Here is a 22,407-nt window from a genome sequence, read left to right as displayed (position 1 = left end):
GTCCCATCCCGAACCCGGAAGCTAAGACCCACAGCGCCGATGGTACTGCACCCGGGAGGGTGTGGGAGAGTAGGTCACCGCCGGAACACCATTAACGGTCGAGGACCCCCACCACCAGGTGGGGGTCCTCCCGCATTTAACCCCCCCTCTCAGGCAGGGCCGGGACCCCGGCCCCGGAGCCCGGGCCCACGGCCAGATGCCCCCAAACCGGTCCGGTACACGCCCTGCCATAACAGCGGCCCCGGGGCCCGCCACGAGCGCCCCACATCCCCGGGCAGCCGGCAGGGCATCCAAGGCCGGTGCCGGCGTCGCCCCGCCAAGGCCTCCCCTCACTGCCCGCCAGGATGCTTCTAAAGTCGTCAAGCCGGGTTCTGATAGCGCAGCCAGCGCAGCGAAAGGACAAACCAGCTCCTTGGAACTGGCCCCGCTACGTATTAAGTTCCTGGCGTTGTGCAAGTATGAGTCCACTGACCTTTGGGGGTGACCGGTGATGATCACAGGCAAGTTCAAGTACTCCGCTACTACCACAATGCTGGGGCTGATCTGCGTCCTAACAGCCTGTGGCATGGAGGTGCAGCAGTCCTCCAATGCCCAGTCCTCGCAGTCCCCGCAGCATACGGAATTCGGCTCTATCGAGGAAGCCCGCCGAGCCGTTGCCGATGTCATTGGCTGCGAGGAAGCGCCCAAAACGGCCCCAATCATCAATCCGGAGCTGGCCGGTTACACGGCCGAATACGCCGTCTGTTCAAAACGTGTCCAGGTCGAGTGGTTCAGGACCGAAGAGGCCCGAAATGCTGAGCAGCAGCTGTATGCGGACAGCACCCAGCCTTTAGCCATCGTGGAGGGTAAAAACTGGATGGTCGTGGACATGTCCGAGGCACTTCAGGAGTCTCCGAGCGGTATGGACTTGAAGGGCCTGGCGCAAGAGCTCGGCGGCGAGTTCAAATCCGTGAATGGTGCCAAGCCGTCTTAGAACGCCAAGAGTTAGGCCTCATCAGTACGTGGGAGATTCCCCTCGGAGGCAATACCATGGGTGAGCCACGCCCAAGCCAGGCCACAGCACCAGACTGCCAGCCACTCACAGAGCAGCCGGATATAGACTTACAGACCATGGGACGGGTCAGCAGCGGGCAGCGCCCGGGGTGGCTACCTGGCGGCACAAAGTACGCCGGCGGGGACCGCGGCGGAACTCGGTGAAATGGCGCCGACGAGGGGGCTTCCGCTCTCGGCGCAATTTGACGGCGATCGGCGCCCGATTCCAGTGATTTTCCCCAAAAAAGGCCGAAAACACGCGGAATTTGCCACCTCTGAGGCGCCAAGCTGGTAAGTTTTCGAACAGTGGTTTGTACGCATGCCGTGTGCAGGCTCCAAAAATCGTGACCGTCCAGGAGGACATAAATGGCTAAGAACCGTAGTGAACTTGTTGCAGAGGTAGCAGGCAAGGCCGGCACCAGCCAGGCAGCAGTCAACTCCGTGCTCGACGCACTGTTCGAGGTCTTCGAGACCTCCGTCGCCGCGGGCGAGAAGATCACCATCCCGGGCTGGCTCGCCGTAGAGCGCACCGACCGTGCAGCTCGCACCGGCCGCAACCCGCAGACCGGCGAGACCATCCAGATTGCCGCTGGCCACAGCGTCAAGCTGACCGCCGGCTCCAAGCTGAAGGCTGCAGTCGCCAAGAAGAAGTAGTCTTCTTCGCAGGCTTGAAAGGAGCGGCAACCCTCGGGTTGCCGCTCCTTTTGCGTCCCCGGCCAGTCCCCGGCCAGTCCCTAACCCGGTCCCTAACCGGTCTTAGCCCGGCCGGGCGGCCTTCCCGACGAATCCGCAGTCCTTTGAAGGCCGGGCCGGCCTGGCGGATCCCCAGAGGCCCAGCCGCCGGGGCCGATTCGCTGAGCTAGGCGGCGTAGCGGACAATGGAGGTGTGCCTTCCGCAGTAAATCCCACGCCCACAACCGCAGCGCCCGTTCCCCCCGGGGACGCACGCGGCCCTGGCTCCGGTCCCGCCGGGATTGCCCGGCCTTGGCTGATCGCAGGCCTTGGCGCGTTGTTTATTGGCCTGGTAGCGGCACTTATCTTCTCCGGCGCAGCAGCCGCCCGCGAGGTCTCAGATCCCGGGGCACTGGTGCGCTGGGGGCTTCCGGTGAGCAAAGCGATCCACAACGTCGCTGTCGCCACCGTGATCGGCGGCCTCATCTTCGCCGTCGGCATCCTGCCGCGAAACAGGAACGGCTCCCGGTCCAAGGAGCAGGACGCCCCGGAACATCCGGCCTTCACCCGGGCGCTGGCCGTGGCAGCGGCCGCCGGCGCCGTCTGGACGCTGTCCGCGATCACCGTGCTGGTCCTGGGCTACGCGGACATTGCGGGGCAGGGCATCTCCGGGGATCCGGAATTCACCCGCTCCCTCGTTTACTTCATGACGGACATCGAAACCGGACGCGCGTGGCTGGCTGTCGTAATCATCGCCGCCGTCGTTACCACCGCCCTGTTCGGAGTGCGCTCCCGCGGCGGCCTGGCACTGACACTGGTCCTTTCGCTGATCGGTCTGGTTCCCGCTGCCCTGATCGGACACTCCTCCAGCTCCAGCGACCACGAGGGCGCCATCAATTCGCTCGGCCTGCACCTGGTCGGCGTATCGGCCTGGGTGGGCGGCATCATCATGCTCGCGGTCCTCTCCGGGGTCCTGGAGGGCACGGGCGCCGGCGGCCGCACCTCGGGGGCAGCTTCGGGGACTGCAGACATCACCGAGCCAACCCTGCGCCGGTTCTCATCCCTGGCCGGCTTTGCCTTCGCGCTGGTCTTCGCCTCAGGCGTGATCAACGCCAGCATCCGCCTCACCACATGGGCAGACCTCTTCGGCTCCGCCTACGGGCAACTGATCCTGGCCAAGACGGCAGCGGTCCTGGTGTTGGGCGGCATCGGGCTCATGCACCGCCGCTGGGTCATCCCGCAGCTGGGCAACCGCGCCATGGGCAGGTCCGCGCGGCGGGTGCTGTGGCAGTTGGTGATCGTGGAGCTGATCATCATGGGAGCGACGTCCGGGATCGCCGTCGCGCTGGGGCGTTCCGCCCCGCCGCAGCCCACCACTTTCGCCCCCGACGCTTCGCCTGCCTTCATCCTCTCGGGCTACGAGCTGCCGCCGGAACTGACCCCGGACCGATGGCTCACGGAGTGGCGGCTCGACTGGCTCTGGATCGCCGTCGTCGTATTTGGCCTGGTGTCCTACCTCCTCGGCGTACGAAGGGTGCTGAAGCGGGGCGACTCGTGGCCCTGGTTCCGGACGGTCAACTGGGTGATCGGACTCATGGTCCTCACCTACGTGACCTCGGGGCCGCCGTCGGTCTATGGCAGGGTGCTGTTTTCGGCGCACATGGTGGACCACATGGCCCTGACCATGGTGGCCCCCATCTTCCTGGTCCTCGGCGCCCCCGTGACGCTGGCACTGCGGGCGCTGACCCCCCGGCGCGACAGCTCCCGCGGGCCGCGCGAGTGGCTCATGATCTTCATCCACTCCAAGTTCTCGCAACTGGTGACCCACCCGCTGTTCGCGGCCGCCAACTTCGCCGGCTCGATCGTGCTTTTCTACTACTCGGATGCGTTCGGCTATGCGATGCGGGACCACGTGGGCCACGAACTCATGAACCTGCACTTCGCCCTCACCGGCTACATCTTCGTGCTCACCATGATCGGCACCGATCCGTTGCCGCGCCGCGCACCGTACCCCATGCGGCTGCTGCTCCTGTTGGCCACCATGGGCTTCCACGCGTTCTTCGGCGTCGCCATCATGGGCGGCACCGGACTGCTGGCCGCCGACTACTTCGGCAACCTGGGGCGGACCTGGGGCCCCGCGGCCCTGCTGGACCAACAGATGGGCGGTGCCGTGGCGTGGGGGATCGGCGAAGTGCCAACCCTGCTGGTAGCGATCGGAGTCGCCGTGATGTGGTCCCGCTCCGACGCGCGCGAGTCCAAACGCACCGACCGGGCGGCGGACAGGAATAACGACGCCGATCTCACCGCTTACAACGATATGTTTGCCAAGCTGGCCGAGCGCGACGCCAGGCTTGCCGAACGCAATTCAAAGCTGGAAGGACGCTCATGACCGAAACCGTACGCACCCCCCTCCGGGTCCGGGCCTCCGAACTGGTGGGCCGCAACTGGCTTAACACCGGTGGCAAGTCCCTGGACCTTGAATCCCTGCGCGGCAAGATCGTGCTGCTGGACTTCTGGACGTTCTGCTGCATCAACTGCCTGCACGTCCTGGACGAACTCCGCCCGCTCGAGCAGCAGTACTCGGATGTCCTCGTGACGGTCGGGGTGCATTCGCCCAAGTTCGAGCACGAGGCCGATCCCGTGGCGCTGGCGGCCGCCGTCGAACGCTACGAGATCCGCCACCCTGTCCTCGACGACCCCGAGCTGGACACCTGGAAGGCCTATACGGCCCGGGCCTGGCCGACCCTGGTAGTCATCGATCCCGAGGGCTACATCGTGGCGCACCTCTCCGGCGAGGGCCACGCGGACGGCCTCGCCGTGCTGATCCCCGAGCTGATCGCCGAACACGAAGCCAGGGGCACCCTGCACCGGGGCGACGGCCCCTATGTGGCGCCGGAACCGACGTCGGGCACGCTGCGCTTCCCGGGCAAGGCCCTGTTCCTGCCCGCCGGCCGCGGCGTCGGAGGCGCCGGCGACGGCTCGTGGCTGGTGACCGACACCGGCCACCACCGGCTCGTGGAACTCTCTACCGACTTTCAGACCGTGCTGGCCACGTACGGCTCCGGCGAAAAGGGCCACGCCGACGGCAACGCCGCCACCGCCCGGTTCAACGAACCGCAGGGCCTGGTGCTGCTGCCTGAGGATGTCGCCGCGGACGCCGGTTACGACGTCGTCATTGCCGACTCAGTGAATCACCGGCTCCGCGGGCTGTCCCTCACGGACGGCACCGTCCGGACGCTGGCCGGCAACGGCGTACAGCGGCTGCTGGAAACCGGTCCGGCCCGCGTGGACGAGGAAGGCGCCGCCTACGGTACCCGGCTCGAGGCGGACCCGCTCGCGGTGTCCCTGAGCTCGCCGTGGGACGTCGTCTGGTCCACCAAGCTCAACGCCGTGGTGGTCGCGATGGCGGGAGTGCACCAGATCTTCAGCTTCGACCCGACCTCCGGGGCCGTAAAGATCATCGCCGGCAACGGCCTCGAAGGGCTCCTGGACGGCCCGGCCGCTGAAGCCTGGTTCGCCCAGTCCTCCGGCCTCGCCGAAGACGCGGACGGCAACATCTGGGTGGCTGACTCCGAGACCTCCGCCCTGCGCAAACTCGTGATTGATGACGCGGGCAGCATCACCGTCGAGTCGGCGGTGGGCAAGGGCCTGTTCGACTTCGGCTTCCGCGACGGACCCGCCGGGGAGGCGCGGCTGCAGCACCCGCTCGGCGTCACGGTGCTCCCTGACGGTTCGGTGGCCATCGCGGACACGTACAACGGCGCAGTCCGCCGCTACGACCCCGCAACGGGCACGGTCTCCACGCTGGCCCGCGGACTGTCCGAGCCCTCGGACGTGATTGTGGACCACACCCAGGTCGCCGGATCCGAACCGTTGCTGGTGGTGGTCGAGGCCAACAAGCACCAGCTCGTGTACGTGCCCATCCCGAAGGAAGCCCAGCAGGTGGACGAGGGTGCGGCGCAGACCCACCGGCCCAAGAGCCCCGTGGCGCCTGGGCCGCTCGAACTGGCGGTCCGCTTCACGGCGCCCACCGGCCAGAAGCTGGACGACCGCTGGGGCGATCCCACCCAGTTGAAGATCTCGTCCACACCCCCCGAACTGCTGGTCTCCGGCGGCGGGACGTCCGTGGGGCTCCTGCGCACCCTGGAGCTTTCCTCCGACGTCCCCGAGGGCGTCCTGCACATCACCGCCCGCGCGGCCGCGTGTGACGGGCCCGAAGACGCCGACGGCGAGATCCCGGACCATGCGGCCTGCCACCTCTACCAGCAGGACTGGGGAATCCCCGTGCTACTGCAGGCCGACGGAGACACCGAGCTGGTCCTGGACCTGCGCGGAATGGACTGAGCCGCTGCGCCAAGGCTGAGCCGAAGGCTGCCGTCCGTGACCCTGAATCACGGACAGCAGCCTTTTGGCTTTCTTCGGGCCTCCGGCCGCGGAGCCCCGGCGGGTACTAATAGTCCAGCTGCGGCGTGAGCTTGACGGTGTCGCCGTCGATGTCCAGACGGGTCGTGAAGCTGAAATCGTGGACGGAGTCGATGTCGGACACGGCGCCCGAGAACAGATCCTGTTGGCGGGCCTTGATCCGGGCCTTGCCGTCGAGGGGCGCCACCACCCAGCGGCCGCCGAACGGCTCGATGCTGACGCTCGGGTAGTCCGTGATGCTCCAGTCGATGGTCCCGTCCATCACGCGGTTGTTGGTGGCGTGGTAGAACGGGCAGTTGGGCTGCAGCTTCTGCTGCTTGTCGGCCTCGTCCGCGCAGGAGTCCAGGAACTCCTTGACCTTGCCGCTCACGGCCTCCTTCAGGGCGCCCGTGGCCTCGGTCAGCAGGTTCAGCGGGGCCGGAGGCGCGTCCGCGGCCGACACGGTGGCGCGGGTGGCCGGGGCGGAGAAATACTGGCCGTTCAGGGTCGCCTCGTACTCGCCCGGGTAGAAGACTGCGAAGGAGTTGCGGCCGTTGGGCATGTTCACCGGCACGCCGTTGAGGGTGGCCTCGCTGGAGTTGACCACGGTGACGTCCAGGACGGGCAGCTCAGAGGGGACGAAAGACCATTTGTGGAAGAACAGCCACTCGGTGCCGGAGCGCTCCAACAGGAACTCGGTCCGCAACTTGTTGCCGTCGACTGTGTACTCCATGGGCACCATGACCTGATTGGCACCGCGCTCTTCCGCGGCGCCAAGCTTGACGTCGGAGACGCGTGCCGCCGCGGTTTGTAGGGCCGTGCCGTCGAGCATCGCCGGGTTGCTTTGTGGCACGGAGGCGCGCAACAGGCCCAGCGCCTTTTCGCCATCGCCCTTTTGCAGGGCACTCAAATATTCGCGGACTGGCTGCTGGGGCCCGGCAATGGAGTCGTTCACCAGGTTGATCGACACGATGGCCCCGGCGACGGCAAGCATCAGTCCCAGCAGCCACACTGCTGCGATTTTGACCAACGCCTGACTCATCTGCACCATTCTTACGTTACCTGTACCCCACAGGAATCCCGGTGTCACAGTCCGCATCTGTGACGCGGAGCATGGCTGAAGGCCGCCCGGCCCACGGGCAGGGAACGTTCGGTTGGATGCCGCCGCGGTGATCCCTAGCGGCGGCGGCGTTTGGAGGAAGTGCCGAAGACGCCGCGGAGCAGTTCCCTGCCAAGCTGGGTCCCCAGCGAGCGGGCCATGCTCTGAAGGCCACCGCCCAGGGCCCCTGCGAGTTCGCCGCCAATGCCCCCGCCACCGCCGGCCGGCGGCTGCGCCGGCCGGGGGGCACGCCGCTCGGCCACGTTGTCATCGTCGGGCATCCTGGGCGCCGGCGCGGGGCGGCTGCTGGGGCGGCCAAGGATTTCCTCCTCGATCCGCCGGGCTTCGGCGTCGATGGCGCGGGGGTCCAAACCGCCGCCCTGGGCGGATTCCTGGCTGCCGCCGTCCCGGGCGCCGCCGTGGTGTGCGGTCCCGGCCGCCGGCCCGGTGGGGGCAGCGCCTGTGCGGTCACCGCCTTCGGCGGCGATCTTCTCGTACGCCGAGATGTTGTCGACGGCGGTGCCGTACTTGGGCAGCAGGGCGGAGGCGGCGACGGTGCTGGAGATCAGCTCGTCGGTGCTGGGACCCATCACGGACTCCGGGGCGCGGAGCCGGGTCAGCGCCACCGGGGTCGGCGCGCCCTTCTCATTCAGGACTGTGATGACGGCCTCGCCGATGCCGGCGGTAGTGAGGGTCTCCTCGAGGTCGTAGTCGCTGGTCGGGAAGGTGGAGACGGTGGCCCTGAGGGCCTTGGCGTCCTCCGGGGTATAGGCGCGGAGGGCGTGCTGCACGCGGTTTGCCAGCTGGCCGAGGACGTCGGCGGGGACGTCCTTGGGGGTCTGCGTGACGAAGAAAATGCCGACACCTTTGGACCTGATGAGCCGGACGGTGGTGGTGATCGCATCAAGGAAGGCTTTCGAGGCGCCGTTGAACAGCAAGTGGGCCTCATCGAGGAAGAAGACGAGCTTGGGCTTGTCGAGGTCCCCGGCCTCGGGCAGGTCCTCGAAGAGGTCGGCCAGCAGCCACATGAGGAACGTCGAGAAGAGCATGGGCTTGGTCTGCAGCGTCGGAAGCTCCAGGCAGCTCACCACACCGCGACCGTCCGGCGCGGTACGCAGCAGTTCGGCGGTGTCGAACTCGGGTTCGCCGAAGAACTTCTCCATACCCTGCGCCTCGAGCGTGATCAGTTCGCGCAGGATCACGCCGGCGGTTGCCTTGGAGAGGCCGCCGAGTTCCTCAAGTTCGTCCTTGCCCTCGGCCGAGGTCAGGAATTGGATCACGGCCCGCAGGTCCTTGAGGTCGATCAGCTCCAGGTCTTTCTTGTCCGCGAAATGGAAGACGAGCTGCAGGCTGGATTCCTGGGTCTCGTTCAGGTCCATGATGCGGGAGAGCAGGATGGGGCCGAAGGAGGTGATGGTGGCGCGGACCGGTATGCCCTTGCCGTCGCCGCCGAGGGCAAGGAACTCCACCGGAAAAGTCTTGCCCGACCAGGCCTGGCCGATGCTCTCCGTGCGGGCCAGGAGTTTTTCGGTGCCCGTGGCGGCGGTGGCCAGGCCCGAGAGGTCGCCCTTGATGTCGGCCAGGAACACGGGCACGCCGGCGGTGGAAAGCTGTTCGGCCATCATGTGCAGCGTGACGGTCTTGCCCGTGCCTGTCGCCCCGGCCACGAGGCCGTGCCGGTTCATCATCGCGAGCGGCAGCCGGACGGAGGCTTCCTTGTGGAGTTCGCCGTCGACGATCGCCGCGCCGAGCTCGATCGTCGGGCCGTCCAAAGTGTAGCCCTGGACGATCGTGGCGACTTTGTCTGCAGTGGATTTGATGGCCATGCGGTTAGCTTAGCCGGGTCCGGGGTTCCCGGACCCGGCTAGGAGTGGCTTATTCGGCGAGGGCCTTGAGGACCTCCTTGGCCACGTCCTCGCTGGACTGCGGGTTCTGCCCGGTGATGAGGTTTCCGTCCCGCACAACGTGAGACGTCCAGGCCGCGCCGTTCTCCACTACCGCGCCCTTCTCCTTCAGGACATCCTCCACGAACCACGGTGTATTGGGTCCCGTGCCGCCACCCAGCTCCTCCTCATTGGTGAAGACGGTGAGGCGGCGTCCGGCGAAGGTGAACGCGCCGTCGTCGTCCGTGGCGCTCAACAGCCCGGCCGGGCCGTGGCAGAAGGGGGCAATGATCTTGCCGGCCGTGTTGACGGCCGTCAGCAGGCGGCCAAGGTCGGCATCCTGGTACAGGTCGGCCATGGGCCCGTGGCCGCCCGGCATCACGACGGCGTCGTAGGCGGAGGCGTCGACGTCGGCCAGCACCAGCGGGTTGGACAGTTCGGCGTCGAGGGAATCGATGTAGCGGCGGAAGCTATCCGCACGGTCCTGCCCACCGGCGGACTCGGCCGCGAGGCTCACCTCATCCACCGTCGGCTTCTTGCCGCCCGGAGTGGCGATGTGCACGGTGTGGCCCGCGTCGAGAAGGGTCCGGTGGGAGACGACGAGCTCCTCGGCCCAGTACCCGGTGGGGTGTTCGCTGCCGTCGCGCATCGTCAGGGAATCTGCTGCCGAGACAACCATCAGAATATTTTTAGCCATGGTGCTGCTCCTGTTCTGCCGGCAGGGCCGGCGGACGGTGGATAAGGTGAAATATGGGAAGCGGCGCGGTTCAGCGGGTCGCTTCGAGTTCCGCATAGGTGGCGTCGTCGAGGACGACGCCGGCGGCGGCCAGGTTCTCTTCAAGATGCTTGACGGAGCCGGTGCCGGGGATCGGCATCATGACGGGGGACCGGCGCAGAAGCCAGGCCAGCGCCACCTGGGAAGTCGTGGCGCCCAGCCGCTTCGCCGCCTCGTCGAGCGGTCCGCCCGGCCGGGCCAGCTCGCCAGCGGAGATCGGCGCCCACGGAATGAAGCCGATGCCGTTCTCCTCGGCGTACTCGAGGACGTCCTCGGAGCTGCGGTCGGTGAGGTTGTAGCGGTTCTGCACCGTGGAGACGGTGAAGTACTTCCCGGCTTCCTCCAGGTCCTCGACGCTGACCTGGGAGAGGCCGAGTGCCTTGACCTTGCCTTCCTTTTGCAGATCGCGAAGCACGGTGAATTGCTCGTCGCGGCCCACCTTGGGGTCGATCCGGTGCAGCTGCAGGAGGTCGAGGGAGTCGACCTTGAGTTTGCGCAGGCTCAGTTCCGTCTGCTGGCGCAGGTATTCGGGCCGGCCGACCGGAACCCAGACGTTGGGGCCGGTGCGGGTGAACCCCACCTTGGTGGCGATCTTGAGGCCGTCCCGGTAGGGATGCAGCGCCTCGGCGAGGATTTCCTCGCTGATGTTGGGGCCGTAAGAGTCTGCGGTGTCAATGAAGTCGACGCCGAGCTCCACGGCGCGGCGCACGACGTCGACCGCGGCGGCGCGGTCTGCCGGCTCGCCCCAGACGCCGTCGCCGACGATCCGCATGGCGCCAAAGCCCAGCCGGTGGACGGTTCCCAGATCCTTGAGGGCGATCGTGGCGGATTTTTTCGGATGCTGTGAATTGTCGTGGCTCATAGGAAAGTGAACATCCTCAGTCTGCTGACTATTCCAAGGCTCCCTAAGGGGGCGTCCCCGCCCGGCGATGCGGGGGGCGCCTGCAGGCGTGCGTTCCGGGCATTCCGGCGGCAAAACCTGCGCCGTGACGGAATTACGCCACCGATTAGCGTTTCTGCGATTTTGCCTTAGACTGTGGCATGCCCAACTCGTTCCCGCGCATCGTGCTGGCCTTTGCCGTGACCCTCGGCCTTGTCCTGCTGGGCGGAAGCCCCGCTTCGGCCGCTGCGGCCAGTACCTCGGGACCCGGAATCGATGTGTCCTGGCCGCAATGCGGGAAGACCCTCCCAAAGCAGCCGGCCTTCGCGATCGTCGGCGTCAATCATGGCCTGGCCAACAACACGAACCCGTGCCTGGCAAGCCAGCTGGCCTGGGCCAAGACCGCAAAGTCCCCGGCAGCGACGGCGCAGCCGAGGGTGGCGCTGTACGTCAACACGGCCAACCCCGCCCGGCAGGGGTCCTGGTGGCCCACGTTGAACACCTACAACGGGGTGAAGGTCACAAACCCCTACGGCAACTGCGCCTTGGGGTCGCTCAAAGCCTGCTCCTATATGTATGGGTGGGCCAAGGCGTCCGACGACGCCAAGCGCCGCGGGGTCAGCAACCCGCAGTCCTACCTCTGGTGGCTGGATGTGGAAACGGAAAACACCTGGCAGACAGACAAAGCCGCCAACGTCGCCGTCCTGGAAGGCATGGCCGCCTACTTCAAGAAGATCGGCGCCCGCGTGGGCCTCTACTCCACCGCCTACCAGTGGGGGGAGATCGCCGGAACCGTGAAGTTCGCCAGCCCGCTGGCAGGTCTGCCGAGCTGGCTCGCTGGAGCGGGATCGGCGGCCGGGGCCAAGGCGAACTGCGCCCGCCCCGGACTCACCCCGAACAGCCGCGTCTCGATGACGCAGTACATCTCCGGGGGCCTTGACTACAACTACTCGTGCCCCTGAGCCGCCTGCAGAAATATCCCGGGGGCCGCCGTCGTTGACCCCAGTGTGCCCGCGCCGGAAACCCGGTGCCACCCAGGACCGCAGTCCCAACTCCGGCCCGCACACTGCTCCGCTACGAAAGGCCGGCTTTTCCGTGACTGTTCCGCTTTCCATTCTTGATCTCGCAACCATCGGCCCGGGCCAGACGGCGGCCGAAAGCTTCGCCGGCAGCGTGGCCATGGCGCAGCTCGCCGAGGACCGGGGTTACCGGCGGATCTGGTACGCCGAGCACCACAACATGTCCGCGATCGCCTCGTCCGCCACGAGTGTGCTGATCGCCCACGTCGCGGCCCACACCTCCAGCATCCGGCTCGGCGCCGGCGGCGTGATGCTGCCCAACCACTCGCCGCTGACCATCGCCGAACAGTTCGGCACGCTTGAGACCCTGCACCCGGGCAGGATCGACCTCGGCCTGGGCCGGGCGCCGGGCAGCGACCAGAACACCATGCGCGCCCTGCGCCGCGATCCGATGTCGGCAGACAGCTTCCCGCAGGACGTCCTGGAGCTCCAGGGCTACCTGAGCGGCCCCACCCGCATCCAGGGCGTGGAGGCCACCCCGGGCAAGGGCACCAACGTGCCGCTGTACATCCTGGGGTCCTCCCTGTTCGGCGCCAGGCTGGCCGCCCAGCTGGGCCTGCCCTATGCGTTCGCCTCGCACTTCGCGCCCAACGCGCTGCAGGATGCGGTGGCGGTCTACCGCCGCGAATTCCGGCCCTCCGCGCAGCTCGAGGCCCCGCACGTGATCGCCGGAGTCAATGTCATTGCCGCCGATTCCGCCGCTGAGGCGCAGGCGATGTTCCAGGCCACCAAGCGGGCCAGGGTTTCCTTGTTCTTCGGCAATGGCCGTGTGTTCAGCGACGACGAGGCGGATATGATCCTGGACTCGCCCCAGGGCCAGCAGATGGCGCAGATGATGAAGTACTCCGCGGTGGGCACCCCCGAGGCCGTCCTGGCGTACCTCGAGGAGTTCACGGCGCACGCCGACGCCGACGAACTGATCGTGGCGCACCAGAGCACCGGGACCGAACCCCGGCTCCGTTCTGTGGAACTTCTGGCCGACGCCGCCCGCCTCGTGCGGGCATAACGACCTGGGGCCTTCCGGGCTACAGTTCCCGGCGGGCGCCCTCGGACGCGGTGACGGGGAAGATGTGCGGGGCCGCGTATCCGGCTCGGGCGAAGTCGCGGGCAACGCCCGCGGCCACCGTTGCGGCGCCGTCGTTGCGGACCAGAGCAATGGCTGCGCCACCGAAACCGCCGCCGGTCATGCGCGCGCCGATGGCGTCCAATCCCTGCGCGCTGGCCACGGCGAGGTCGAGCTCAGGGGTGGAGATCTCGAAGTCGTCGCGCATGGACTCGTGCGATTCGTTGAGGAACGGCCCGATCGCGGCGGGGCCGGAGGTCCGCAGTGCCGTCACGGTGTCGAGCACCCGCTGGTTTTCCGTGATGATGTGCCGGACCCGGCGGTAGGTCTGTCCGTCGAGCTGTGCCGCGGCGCGGGGAAGATCGTCCGGGCCCAGCGCCCGCAGGCTGCCGACGCCCAGGCGGCGGGCGCCGTCCTCGCAGGAACGGCGGCGGCTGGCGTAGCCGCCGTCGGCATGGGAATGGCTGGTGCGGGTGTCGATCACGAGCAGCCCCACCCCGGCACCGGCGAAGCCGAGGGCAACCGGCTCGGTCGAGACGTTCTGGCAATCGAGCAGGATGCCATGATCGGGCTCGCCAAGGAGCGAGGCCGACTGGTCCATGATGCCGGTGGGCGCGCCGACCACCCGGTTCTCGGCCAGCTGGCCGATCCGTGCCAGTTCAGGCCTGCCCAGCCCCAAGTCCCAGAGATCGTTCAGGGCCAGGGCCACCGCGCATTCGATTGCGGCGGAGGAGGACAGCCCGGCGCCGGCCGGGACATCCGAGGTCAGCGCCAGGTCCAGGCCGGACATCCGGGACGGGACGCCGGAACCGGCTGCTGAACCGGACGCGACGCCGGAACCGGCTGCTGAACCGGACGCGACGTCGGAACCGGCGCCGGCTGCTGCCGCCCGGGACATCGCCCAGGCCACGCCGAGGGGGTACGCGGCCCAGCCGGTGAGGCTATCCGGGTCCAGGCGGTCGAGGCTTACCTCTATGACGCCGGGGAAAGAGCTGCTGGTGACCCGGAGCAGACGGTCTGCGCGGACGCGGGCCGCCACCGTGGTGCGCTTGTCGATCGCGATCGGAAACGCGAAGCCCTCGTTGTAATCCGTGTGCTCACCGATCAGGTTGACCCGCCCGGGCGCCGACCACAAGCCGTCCGGCGCGCCCCCAAACTCGCTGGAAAAGTACCCACTTTCCCGTTCAAGGACCTCGTTCATGGCTGGGCTGCTTCCTGTTCTGTTGCTGGGAGTTCTGTGCGGAATGGCTCGAGCCCTGGTGTACGCGGTGGCGGCGATGCTGCCTCCATGGCGTCCCGGAGCCGGGCGGCGGCCGTTTCCGGCGGGATGTCCGCGATGAATGCCCCCATCGCGGCTTCCGACCCTGCCAGGTACTTGAGCTTGTCCTCCTCCCGGCGGGGCGAGGTCAGTTGCAGCATGAGCCGGATGTCGTCCCGGTGGGCGTGGACGGGAGCCTGGTGCCACGCCGAAATGTACGGCGTGGGGCTGTCGTAGAGGGCATCGACGCCACGCAGGAGCTGGCGGTACAGCAGGGAGAACTCATCGCGTTCCTCGTCGGTCGTGGCGGCGAGGTCCGGGACGTGCCGGTGCGGGAGGATATGCACTTCCAGCGGCCAGCGCGCGGCAAACGGGACAAACGCCGTCCAGTGCTCGCCCTGGAGCAGCACCCGCTCGGATTTCTGCTCGAAGCTGAGGATGTCCTCGAACAGCGCGCCGCCGTAACTTTCGATCGTGCGGACCAGCTGGGCCGTGCGCGGCGTGATGTACGGGTAGGCGTAGATCTGTCCGTGCGGGTGGTGCAGCGTCACGCCGATCGCTTCGCCGCGGTTCTCGAACGGAAAGACCTGTTCGACGCCGGGCAGCGCGGACAGCGCGGCCGTCCGGTCCGCCCAGGCTTCCACGACCGTGCGCATCCGGGACAGGGGCAGGCCCGCCAGGGAGCCGGTGTGTTCCGGGGAGAAGCACACCACTTCGCACCGGCCCACGGACTGCCGGCTGCGCCCCAGCCCCACCCGGGCGAGGTCATCCAGGCCTTCCGGCGCGGCGGCCCCCGCCAGGTCCGGCCCGAAGGAGGGGGACTTGTTTTCGAAGACGGCGACGTCGTAGAGGCTCGGAATCTCCGAGGGATTCTCCGGCGACGCCGGGGCCAGCGGGTCCAGGTGCGAGGGCGGCAGGACCACCCGGTTCTGCCGGGCGGCCGCGATCGAGATCCACTCCCCGGTCAGGGCGTCCTGGCGCATGGTGGCCGTGGGCGGCCGGACCGCCGGCGCGCGGAGATCCTCGCCCCGGTGCGGGGGCAGGGCGGTATCGGCATCATCGAAGTAGATGATGTCCCGGCCGTCGGAGAGCTTGTGGGAGCGTTTCGTAATCTGGCCCATGCTAGGGGTTCCTCACGGGGTGTGCGCTGGTTGCGGCTGGATAGGCGGCTGGATAGGCGGCCGGAGCGGCGGCGGTGGCGCGGCGGACTGCCAGGAGCAGCCCGTGTTCCGGGTTCAGGACCGGCATTGGGAGCCCGGATTCGGCCAGGAAGCGTCCCGAGGCCTCGACGCCGCCCGCAAGCCACGCCGGTGGCGCCGCCTGCAGGAACGCCCGCCGGTCCCCGGCCGCCGGGTAGACCGCTTCCACCCGGTACGCGGTGTCCGGGAGCAGCCCGGGCAGGCAGACCTTCCCCGGGACTTCGGCGAACGACGTCGCCACCGAGACCAGGGCGTAGAGGGCCTCGCCGCCGTCGTGGGACACGACCCCGTGCAGCCGGAGGGCCGGATCGGGCTCGTCGGCCCGCACCATGCGCCCGCTGTGCAGGAGCGGCCGGTACTGCTTGAACAGTGCGATGGCTCGGGCAAGCTCGGTCCGTTCGGCATCGTCGAGGCGCCGGACATCCCATTCGAGGCCGAAGTGGCCGAACATCGCGGTGATCGCCCGGAACGAGAGATCGTGCGTTCGCGCCGTGGTGTGGCTCGTGGTGGGGCCAATGTGCGATCCGACGAGCTCCGGCGGCACCACCACGCCGGTCCAGCGCTGGATGGTCTGACGTTCCAGGGCATCGTTGCAGTCCGAGGCCCAGATCCGGTCGGTGCGCTCCAGGATGCCGAGATCCACGCGGGCCCCGCCGGAGGAGCAGCTTTCAATCTCGACGCCGGGGTGGGCCTTGCGGAGCTCGTCCAGGAGCCGGTAGACGGCCTGAGTCTGGGCGTGCACGGACGGCCGGCCGGCGTGGCCCATCTCGGCCAGGTCCCGGTTCTGGTCCCATTTGAGGTAACTGATCCGGTATTCGCTCAACAGGGCATCGAGCCTGTCGAAGATGTATTGCCAGGCCGCCGGATTGACCAGGTCAAGGACCTGCTGGTGCCGCCATTGCATGGGCAGCCGGCCAGTCAGCCGGCCGGCCGGGCCGGCGATCCAGTCCGGGTGGGCGCGGGCCAGGTCCGAGTCTTCGTTGACCATTTCGGGTTCGACCCAGAGCCCGAATTCCATGCCGTGGCCGGTAACGGCGTCGATCAGCGGCGTCAGGCCCTCGGGCCACAGGTCCTCGTCGACGTACCAGTCGCCGAGGCCGGCGTGATCGTCGCGGCGGCCGCGGAACCAGCCGTCGTCAAGGACGAAGCGTTCCACGCCGAGCCCGGCGGCCGCTTCGGCGAGTTCGAGCAGCGGCTCGAGGCGGTGGTCGAAGTAGACCGCTTCCCAGACGTTGAGCACCACGGGACGGGCTTTGCCGGACCGCACGCCGGGGTGGTGCGGGCGCCCGCGGAACCAGCTGTAGAAGGCATCGCTGATGCCGTCCAGGCCCGCGGCGGAGTAGGCAGCGTACAGCCACGGGGTCTCGTAGCTGGCGTTCGCTTCCACGCTGATCTCGCCGGCGCCGAGCAGTTCCGAGGCGCCCAGGACGGTCCGGCCGTCCGCGGCGGCGTCAACGAAGCTCTCGTGGTTGCCGCTCCAGCCCAGATGCACGGCCCAGACCTGCCCGTGGCGGTTCCCGAATCCGGGGGTGCCGGCCGCGAGCAGGAGCGAGGCGTCGTGGCCGGTCCGGCCGTGCCGGCCCGAGCGGACCCATGTGCCTTGGCGCAGCGGCAGGCGCTGGGGGTGGGACTCCCGGCACCAGCGGCCGGTCAGGTCCAGGATTTCTGTGGCGGCGCGGCCCACGGGCAGCACGGCGGCGAGTTCGTCGAGGCTGTACGGGCCGGCGCCGTCGTTGTCGAGCCGGTGCCGGAGCTGGAGCAGGCCGCCGTCGTTGATCCTGATCTCCGTGCGGACGCTGACACCGGCCTCGGGGTCGGCCTGGGTGATGACAGCCGAGCAGTCCGCCCCGCGGGACCGCTCGCCGCTGGACAGCTCAGCACTGGAACGTTCAACACTGACAACACGCAGACGGGCCGAGAACGCCTGGCCGTTCCGGTGGCCGCGGAGGCCGGGGCGCCCGCGCCAGCCGGAGGACGCCTGCGGGATCAGTCCCAGCGTCACCGGGACGTCGAGGGCCGAGTGCGGCACGGCCTGGCCCAACAGCGAAAGATCCGGCAGGGCCGGGCCGAGGTCGGCGCCGAAGTGCAGCATGGCGGCCTCGCCCGTGCTGAAGTCGATCAGCAGGGATGTTCCGGAGCGGCGCAGGTACAACGGCTCCACCGGAGGGACGCCCACGGGGGAGAGGGTCTCGGCGGCAAGGGTGAGGTCCGGGTTGTTCACGGCAGCTCCAGGCGTAGTGGTTTGGGTGGGCGGGGGCCGAGCGGTCAGCCTGTGGCTGCTGCGGGGCTGGCTGCGCTGATGCTCCGGGCGTCGCCGGTATGGGCCAGGCGGAGCCGGCCGACGCGCTCGCCGAGGATGCGCCGGGCCTCGCTGCCCAGAAGGTCATCGCTGATGAGTTCGTCAGCGTCCTCCAGGCCGGCGATCGTGCTGATGCCGAGGGTGCCCCACTTGGTGTGGTCCGCCAGCACCACCACCCGCCGGGCCGCGGTGACGAAGGCCCGGTCGGTTTCGGCCTCGAGCACGTTGGGGGTGGTGAACCCGGCGTCGGCGTCGACACCGTGGACGCCGAGGAACAATACGTCCAGGTGCAGCTGTTTGAGCGAGGATGTGGCCAGCGGGCCGACAAGGGCGTCCGAGGGTGTGCGCTCGCCGCCGGTCAGGATCACGGTGGACGGGGAGGCGCTCTGGTGGAAGACGTCCGCGATCCGCACCGAGTTGGTGACCACCGTGATCCGCGGGCCGGCGGACAGCAGCTGGGCCAGCGCCCACGTGGTGGTGCCGGCGCTGAGCCCCACCGCCATGCCCTCGCGCACCTGCGCGGCCGCCTCCTGCGCAATCGCCATCTTCTCGTCCTTGAGCTGGGTCACCTTCAGCTCGAAGCCTGGCTCGTGGGTGCCGGCGCCGCCGGGCAACTTGGCCCCGCCGTGGATCTTCTCCACGGCGCCCGCCGCGTCGAGGGCCTCGATGTCCCGCCGCACGGTCATCAGCGAGACGCCGAGCATCTTGGCGAGGTCCGCGACACGGACGATCCGCTCACGCTGGACCTCCGCGAGGATGGCGGAATGGCGGGCTGCGGCTAGCATGTGGAGTCCTTACAGGGTTGAGTGGCTTGACTGGTTTGAGTGGCTGGCGGAGGTGCCGACCAATCGGGCGGCAGCCGAACGGACGACGGCGGCACCGCCGGCCGCGAGGCCGAGCCCGCCGTCGAGTTCGGCGCCGGTGAGCAGGTCCACGCCTTCCAGCGGCAGCCGGACGTCGTGGGCGCCGTGGTTGATGCAGAACGTCCAGTCGGTCCCGTCCTTGCTGCGCCGGACCACTTCGACGTCGGCCGGCAGGTCCGGGACGAGCGGCTGCACCTTGGCATCGGCGCAGACGACGGCGAGCAGTTCGCCCAGGCCCTCCGGCGCGAGTGACGTGGCGACATAGTAGGAGCGGCCGCTTCCGGCACGGTTACGGGTCACGGCGGGAGAACCGGCGGCCGGTCCCTCTTCCACGGCCGCGAGGACCTCGGCGGTGGTGGCATGCCCCAATTCGTTCCAGCAGCTACCCGCCCCGAAGCTGCTGAGCCGGATGCTTTCGCCGCCGCGCAGCGGGAAAAACTCTTCCATCTTCACGCCCAGCAGTCCGCTGAACGCGCCGGGGTAGCTGCCAAGCCTGATGTGGTCATTTTCGTCCACGATACCGGAGAAATAGGTCACCACGAGGTGGCCGCCGGAGCGCACGTACGCGTCCAGATTCGCGGCCCCGGCATCGCTCACGAGGTACTGCATCGGCGCGACGACGAGCCGGTAGCCGGATAGGTCATCGGTGCCCTGGCGGAAGTCGGTGGGGATGCCGGCGCGGTAGAAGGCATCGTGCCAGCGCCGGGTTTCGGCGATGTTGGAGGCGTCCACGCTCGGGTGCGAGTCCAGTTCCGAGGCCCAGCGGGCGTCAGTGTCGTGGAGGATCGCGACGTCCACCCGGCCGGACGCGCCCGTAACCACCGAGCCGCTGACTTCGGCCAGGCTGCGCAGCGCCTGGCCGAGCTGGACCACTTCGCGCCAAACCTTCGTGTCCGTGCCGGCGTGCGGCAGCAGCCCGGAATGGAACTTTTCGGCGCCGGCCCGCGAGGCCCGCCACTGGAAGAAGAGCGCACCGTCGGCGCCGCGGGCAACATGCTGCAGGGAGTTGCGCAGCATCTCGCCCGGCGCTTTGGCGATGTTGCGCGGCTGCCAGTTCACGGCAGAGGTCGAATGCTCCATGAGCAGCCACGGCTTGCCCTTGGCCCAGCCGCGGGTGAGGTCTGCGGTTGCCGCCAGTTCCTGGAAGTTCCGCGGATCCTCGGCAATCAGGTAGTGGTCGTTGGAGACCACATCCATCTCCTCGGACCAGCGCCAGTAGTCCACGGGCTGGTGCAGGCCCATGTTGAACCCCATGAAGTTGGTGGTCACGGGATGTCCCGAGTGCGTGCGGATGATCGCGGCCTCGGCCTTGTAGCATTCGAGCAGCTCATCGGAGGAGTAGCGGGCGAAGTCCAGTTGCTGGGTCGGGTTCACCCATGTACCGGAGGTGCGCGGCGGCAGGATCTGCTCCCAGGCCGAGTAGCGCTGGGACCAGAAGGCGGTGCCCCACGCGGCATTGAGGGCCTCCAGGCTGCCGTACCGGCGTTCGAGCCAGCGCCGGAAACCCGCGGCGGCACCGTCCGAGAAATCAGGCTGGTTGTGGCAGCCGTACTCGTTGTGGACATGCCACATCACGATGGCGGGGTGGTCCTTGTACCGGGTGGCGATCTGCTCGGTCAGGGCCGCGGCGGCCCGGCGGTATTCGGCACTCGACGCCGCGAAGGCCTGCCGGGAACCGTAGCTGTGCCGCACGCCGTCGGCTGTCACGGGCAGGGAGTCGGGGTACTTGTGGCTGAACCAGGGCGGCGGCGACGCCGTGGCGTTCGCCAGGTCCACCCGGATGCCGTTGGCGTGCAGCAGGTCCAGGACCCGGTCCAGCCAGCCGAACTCGTAGACGCCCTCGGACGGCTCAAGCAGGGACCAGCTGAAGATGCCCACGCTGACCAGGTTGACGCCGGCCTCGCGCATCAGCCGGACGTCCTCGTCCCAGGTCTCCTCGGGCCACTGCTCCGGGTTGTAGTCTCCGCCGAATGCCAGCATCGGGGAGCCTTCGGAGCCGAGGCGGGCGGTGATGTAGTCCATGGCGTTGTTGTGGTTGGAGCTGTTGTCCACGTTTATCCTTTGCTGGAGCCGAGGGTCAGGCCCGCCACGAAGTGGCGCTGCAGGAGCAGGTAGATGATCAGGGCCGGAACGGCCGTGATCATGGCGCCGGCGGCGATCAGGTTGTAGTTGGAGAGGAACTGGCCCTGGAGGTTGTTGATCGCGGTGGTGACCGGGAGCCGGTCTCCGCTTTGGATGAAGAGCAGGGGCCAGAAGAAGTCGTTGTAAATGAAGATCACCTCGAGCGTGCCCATGGCGGCCAGGGCCGGGCGGCACAGCGGCAGGATGATGTCCCAGTACTGGCGCCAGACGCCGGCACCGTCAACCAGGGCCGCCTCGGTCAGCTCGGGGGACAGGGCCTTCATGTAGTTCGAGAGGACGAACGTCACGAAGCCGATCTGGAAGGCGGTGTCCACGGCGATCACGCTGATGTAGGTGTTGAGCAGGTTCCCGGAATCGCTGACGGCGTAGGGAAGCTCGAAGTGCTTGAACATTTCAAAGAGCGGCGCCGCGAGCACCTGCGGCGGCAGCAGGTTTCCGGCGGTGAACATGATCAGCAGGGTGATGTTGAACTTCCAGCTCACCCGGCTCACGGCGAACGCCATCATGGAGGCGAAGAAGAGGATCAGGAACACCGAGGGGACCGTGATGAGCACGGAGTTCCAGAACAGCTGGGAAAAGCCGCCCTGTGTCCAGGCCTGGGCGAAGTTGTCGAAGTTGAAGGCGCCGCCGGTGCTGAAGTAGCCGTATTTGTCGGTGTCGGCTTTGGGCCGCAGGGCAGTGAAAATGGCCCAGGCCAGGGGTACGAGCCAGATCGCCGCCATGACGATGAGGAAGACGTGGGTGCCGTAGTGCTTCTTGCCCTGCTTGTTGTTGGCCGGCCTGCCGGGGCGGGGGCCGGTCCTGCCTGGGCCGGAGCTGCGCTGCCGGGCGTCTGCCGGGCTGCCGGCCGCGGCGGCATCGGTTGGATGGGCGATGCTCATGCCTCTTTGTCCTTTCCGAATGCGCGGGAGAGGTAAAACGTGATGGGGATCAGCGAGATGACGAGCAGGATGACGGCCAACGCCGAGCCGATGCCGATCACCTGCCCTTCGCCCACCAGGTTCTGGATGACCAGGGCGCTGATCAGTTCCAGCCCGTTGGTGCCGCGGTTGATCACGTAGACGATGTCGAACGCCCGGAGGGATTCGATGACGGTGATGACGATGATGATGACGTTCACCGGGCGCATGGCCGGGAAGACCACCTGGAAGAAGGTCTGGACCGCGTTGGCACCGTCGATCTGGGCCGCCTCGCGCAGGGTCGGATCCACGCCCTTGAGCCCGGCCAGGTACAGGATCATGACGTAGCCGGCGTGCCGCCAGGTGGCGGCGAAGAGGGCTGCCCAGATGTTGACGCTGGAATCCCCGAACCAGTCGACGGCCTGGGGCGTGCCGGCGGTGCCAAGCAGGAAGTTCAGGAGGCCGCTGTCCCGGTTGTAGAACAGCTGCCAGATGATCCCGATCAGGGCCAGGGAGAGCATCACCGGGGCGAAGAAGATGCTCTGGTAGATCCGCGTGCCGCGGATGTTCTGGTCCAGGAGCACGGCCAGGAGCAGCCCCAGCGGGGTGGCGACGAGTGCCAGGAACGCCAGCCACAGCACGTTGTGCTGCATGGCCGGCCAAAACGGCGGGTAATCCTGGGCGATGAACTGGTAGTTCTCGACGCCGGCGGGCTTGATGTCGGTCAGCTCCAGCCCGTTCCAGCGGGTGAAGGACAGTCCGACCGACATGAGGGTGGGGATCCAGACCAGTACGAGCTGGATCAGCGTGGGGATGCCCACCATCAAGCCGAGCACCACTTTGTCGCGGCCCCCGCCCCCCGG

The 22,407-nt window shown here is 68.0% G+C and carries 17 protein-coding genes and 1 rRNA gene; 7 read left to right on the top strand and 11 right to left on the bottom strand.

Annotated features, from left to right (window positions below):
* The 5 genes from rrf to AC1D1A_RS13400 all read left to right on the top strand — a co-directional run.
* Nucleotides 1-86, top strand: a 5S ribosomal RNA gene (rrf, locus tag AC1D1A_RS13420); the annotation flags it as partial.
* A 404-nt stretch (nucleotides 87-490) separates the two neighbouring features.
* The gene (locus AC1D1A_RS13415) at nucleotides 491-973 is read left to right on the top strand and encodes a hypothetical protein (RefSeq protein WP_476947911.1); all 483 of its coding nucleotides are present in this window, start codon (nucleotides 491-493) and stop codon (nucleotides 971-973) included.
* A 425-nt stretch (nucleotides 974-1,398) separates the two neighbouring features.
* A complete protein-coding gene (locus AC1D1A_RS13410) occupies nucleotides 1,399-1,686 on the top strand; it encodes an HU family DNA-binding protein (RefSeq protein ID WP_011776355.1) in 288 nt (95 codons plus the stop codon).
* A gap of 232 nt (nucleotides 1,687-1,918) precedes the next feature.
* On the top strand, nucleotides 1,919-4,093 hold the full coding sequence (locus AC1D1A_RS13405) for a bifunctional copper resistance protein CopD/cytochrome c oxidase assembly protein (RefSeq protein ID WP_476860381.1): 2,175 nt from the start codon (nucleotides 1,919-1,921) through the stop codon (nucleotides 4,091-4,093).
* Nucleotides 4,090-6,048, top strand: a complete 1,959-nt coding sequence (locus tag AC1D1A_RS13400) for an NHL domain-containing thioredoxin family protein (protein ID WP_476947910.1) — start codon at nucleotides 4,090-4,092, stop codon at nucleotides 6,046-6,048. The genes AC1D1A_RS13405 and AC1D1A_RS13400 overlap by 4 nt, the downstream gene beginning before the upstream one ends.
* Nucleotides 6,049-6,154: 106 nt before the next feature.
* Here AC1D1A_RS13400 and AC1D1A_RS13395 read toward each other — a convergent pair whose 3' ends face one another.
* The 4 genes from AC1D1A_RS13395 to AC1D1A_RS13380 form a co-directional block, all read right to left on the bottom strand.
* Nucleotides 6,155-7,147, bottom strand: coding sequence for a hypothetical protein (locus AC1D1A_RS13395; RefSeq protein ID WP_476857287.1), 993 nt, complete (start codon nucleotides 7,145-7,147; stop codon nucleotides 6,155-6,157).
* Between the two features lie 134 nt (nucleotides 7,148-7,281).
* Nucleotides 7,282-9,030 carry a helicase HerA-like domain-containing protein gene (locus AC1D1A_RS13390; protein ID WP_476871780.1) on the bottom strand — a complete coding sequence of 583 codons (1,749 nt, stop codon included), beginning with the start codon at nucleotides 9,028-9,030 and terminating at the stop codon, nucleotides 7,282-7,284.
* A 49-nt stretch (nucleotides 9,031-9,079) separates the two neighbouring features.
* Entirely contained in the window at nucleotides 9,080-9,784 is a 705-nt protein-coding gene (locus AC1D1A_RS13385; protein WP_476860377.1) for a type 1 glutamine amidotransferase domain-containing protein, read from the bottom strand.
* Nucleotides 9,785-9,854: 70 nt separating this feature from the next.
* Complete coding sequence (locus AC1D1A_RS13380; RefSeq protein WP_476947909.1) at nucleotides 9,855-10,724, bottom strand: aldo/keto reductase; 870 nt, start codon at nucleotides 10,722-10,724, stop codon at nucleotides 9,855-9,857.
* A gap of 179 nt (nucleotides 10,725-10,903) precedes the next feature.
* On the opposite strand from AC1D1A_RS13380, the gene AC1D1A_RS13375 reads away from it, so the two are divergent.
* Together AC1D1A_RS13375 and AC1D1A_RS13370 are read left to right on the top strand one after the other, a co-directional pair.
* A complete protein-coding gene (locus AC1D1A_RS13375; RefSeq protein WP_476860375.1) occupies nucleotides 10,904-11,704 on the top strand; it encodes a glycoside hydrolase family 25 domain-containing protein in 801 nt (266 codons plus the stop codon).
* A 133-nt stretch (nucleotides 11,705-11,837) separates the two neighbouring features.
* Entirely contained in the window at nucleotides 11,838-12,827 is a 990-nt protein-coding gene (locus AC1D1A_RS13370) for an LLM class flavin-dependent oxidoreductase (RefSeq protein WP_028278201.1), read from the top strand.
* 19 nt (nucleotides 12,828-12,846) lie between these two features.
* Here the strand turns inward: AC1D1A_RS13370 and galK are convergent, their stop codons facing one another.
* The 7 genes from galK to AC1D1A_RS13335 form a co-directional block, all read right to left on the bottom strand.
* Nucleotides 12,847-14,085, bottom strand: coding sequence for a galactokinase (gene galK, locus AC1D1A_RS13365; RefSeq protein ID WP_476947908.1), 1,239 nt, complete (start codon nucleotides 14,083-14,085; stop codon nucleotides 12,847-12,849).
* Nucleotides 14,082-15,263 (bottom strand): galactose-1-phosphate uridylyltransferase, encoded by a 1,182-nt coding sequence (galT, locus tag AC1D1A_RS13360; protein WP_476850788.1) that lies wholly within the window; start codon nucleotides 15,261-15,263, stop codon nucleotides 14,082-14,084. The genes galK and galT overlap by 4 nt, the downstream gene beginning before the upstream one ends.
* 1 nt (nucleotide 15,264) lies before the next feature.
* A complete protein-coding gene (locus AC1D1A_RS13355) occupies nucleotides 15,265-17,502 on the bottom strand; it encodes an alpha-galactosidase (protein ID WP_476860384.1) in 2,238 nt (745 codons plus the stop codon).
* 104 nt (nucleotides 17,503-17,606) lie between these two features.
* Nucleotides 17,607-18,425 (bottom strand): DeoR/GlpR family DNA-binding transcription regulator, encoded by an 819-nt coding sequence (locus AC1D1A_RS13350; protein ID WP_079550600.1) that lies wholly within the window; start codon nucleotides 18,423-18,425, stop codon nucleotides 17,607-17,609.
* Between the two features lie 9 nt (nucleotides 18,426-18,434).
* Nucleotides 18,435-20,555 carry a beta-galactosidase gene (locus tag AC1D1A_RS13345; RefSeq protein WP_476947907.1) on the bottom strand — a complete coding sequence of 707 codons (2,121 nt, stop codon included), beginning with the start codon at nucleotides 20,553-20,555 and terminating at the stop codon, nucleotides 18,435-18,437.
* Between the two features lie 2 nt (nucleotides 20,556-20,557).
* On the bottom strand, nucleotides 20,558-21,526 hold the full coding sequence (locus AC1D1A_RS13340; RefSeq protein ID WP_243180492.1) for a carbohydrate ABC transporter permease: 969 nt from the start codon (nucleotides 21,524-21,526) through the stop codon (nucleotides 20,558-20,560).
* The gene (locus AC1D1A_RS13335) at nucleotides 21,523-22,368 is read right to left on the bottom strand and encodes a carbohydrate ABC transporter permease (RefSeq protein ID WP_476947906.1); all 846 of its coding nucleotides are present in this window, start codon (nucleotides 22,366-22,368) and stop codon (nucleotides 21,523-21,525) included. Before AC1D1A_RS13335 ends, AC1D1A_RS13340 begins: the two co-directional genes overlap by 4 nt.
* Nucleotides 22,369-22,407: the final 39 nt, after the last annotated feature.

This window comes from Arthrobacter sp. P1_B9, assembly GCF_056406495.1.
The sequence above is the reverse complement of the archived record's forward strand: the minus strand, read 5'-3'. Positions and strand labels throughout refer to the sequence as shown.

What these genes read in the sequence shown, in the direction of transcription:
- AC1D1A_RS13415 (WP_476947911.1), top strand. Translation starts at nt 491, where the DNA reads ATGATCACAGGCAAGTTCAAGTACTCCGCTACTACCACAATGCTGGGG.
- AC1D1A_RS13410 (WP_011776355.1), top strand. Translation starts at nt 1,399, where the DNA reads ATGGCTAAGAACCGTAGTGAACTTGTTGCAGAGGTAGCAGGCAAGGCC.
- AC1D1A_RS13400 (WP_476947910.1), top strand. Translation starts at nt 4,090, where the DNA reads ATGACCGAAACCGTACGCACCCCCCTCCGGGTCCGGGCCTCCGAACTG.
- AC1D1A_RS13395 (WP_476857287.1), bottom strand. Translation starts at nt 7,147, where the DNA reads ATGAGTCAGGCGTTGGTCAAAATCGCAGCAGTGTGGCTGCTGGGACTG.
- AC1D1A_RS13390 (WP_476871780.1), bottom strand. Translation starts at nt 9,030, where the DNA reads ATGGCCATCAAATCCACTGCAGACAAAGTCGCCACGATCGTCCAGGGC.
- AC1D1A_RS13385 (WP_476860377.1), bottom strand. Translation starts at nt 9,784, where the DNA reads ATGGCTAAAAATATTCTGATGGTTGTCTCGGCAGCAGATTCCCTGACG.
- AC1D1A_RS13380 (WP_476947909.1), bottom strand. Translation starts at nt 10,724, where the DNA reads ATGAGCCACGACAATTCACAGCATCCGAAAAAATCCGCCACGATCGCC.
- AC1D1A_RS13375 (WP_476860375.1), top strand. Translation starts at nt 10,904, where the DNA reads ATGCCCAACTCGTTCCCGCGCATCGTGCTGGCCTTTGCCGTGACCCTC.
- galK (WP_476947908.1), bottom strand. Translation starts at nt 14,085, where the DNA reads ATGAACGAGGTCCTTGAACGGGAAAGTGGGTACTTTTCCAGCGAGTTT.
- galT (WP_476850788.1), bottom strand. Translation starts at nt 15,263, where the DNA reads ATGGGCCAGATTACGAAACGCTCCCACAAGCTCTCCGACGGCCGGGAC.
- AC1D1A_RS13350 (WP_079550600.1), bottom strand. Translation starts at nt 18,425, where the DNA reads ATGCTAGCCGCAGCCCGCCATTCCGCCATCCTCGCGGAGGTCCAGCGT.
- AC1D1A_RS13340 (WP_243180492.1), bottom strand. Translation starts at nt 21,526, where the DNA reads ATGAGCATCGCCCATCCAACCGATGCCGCCGCGGCCGGCAGCCCGGCA.
- AC1D1A_RS13335 (WP_476947906.1), bottom strand. Translation starts at nt 22,368, where the DNA reads ATGGTGGGCATCCCCACGCTGATCCAGCTCGTACTGGTCTGGATCCCC.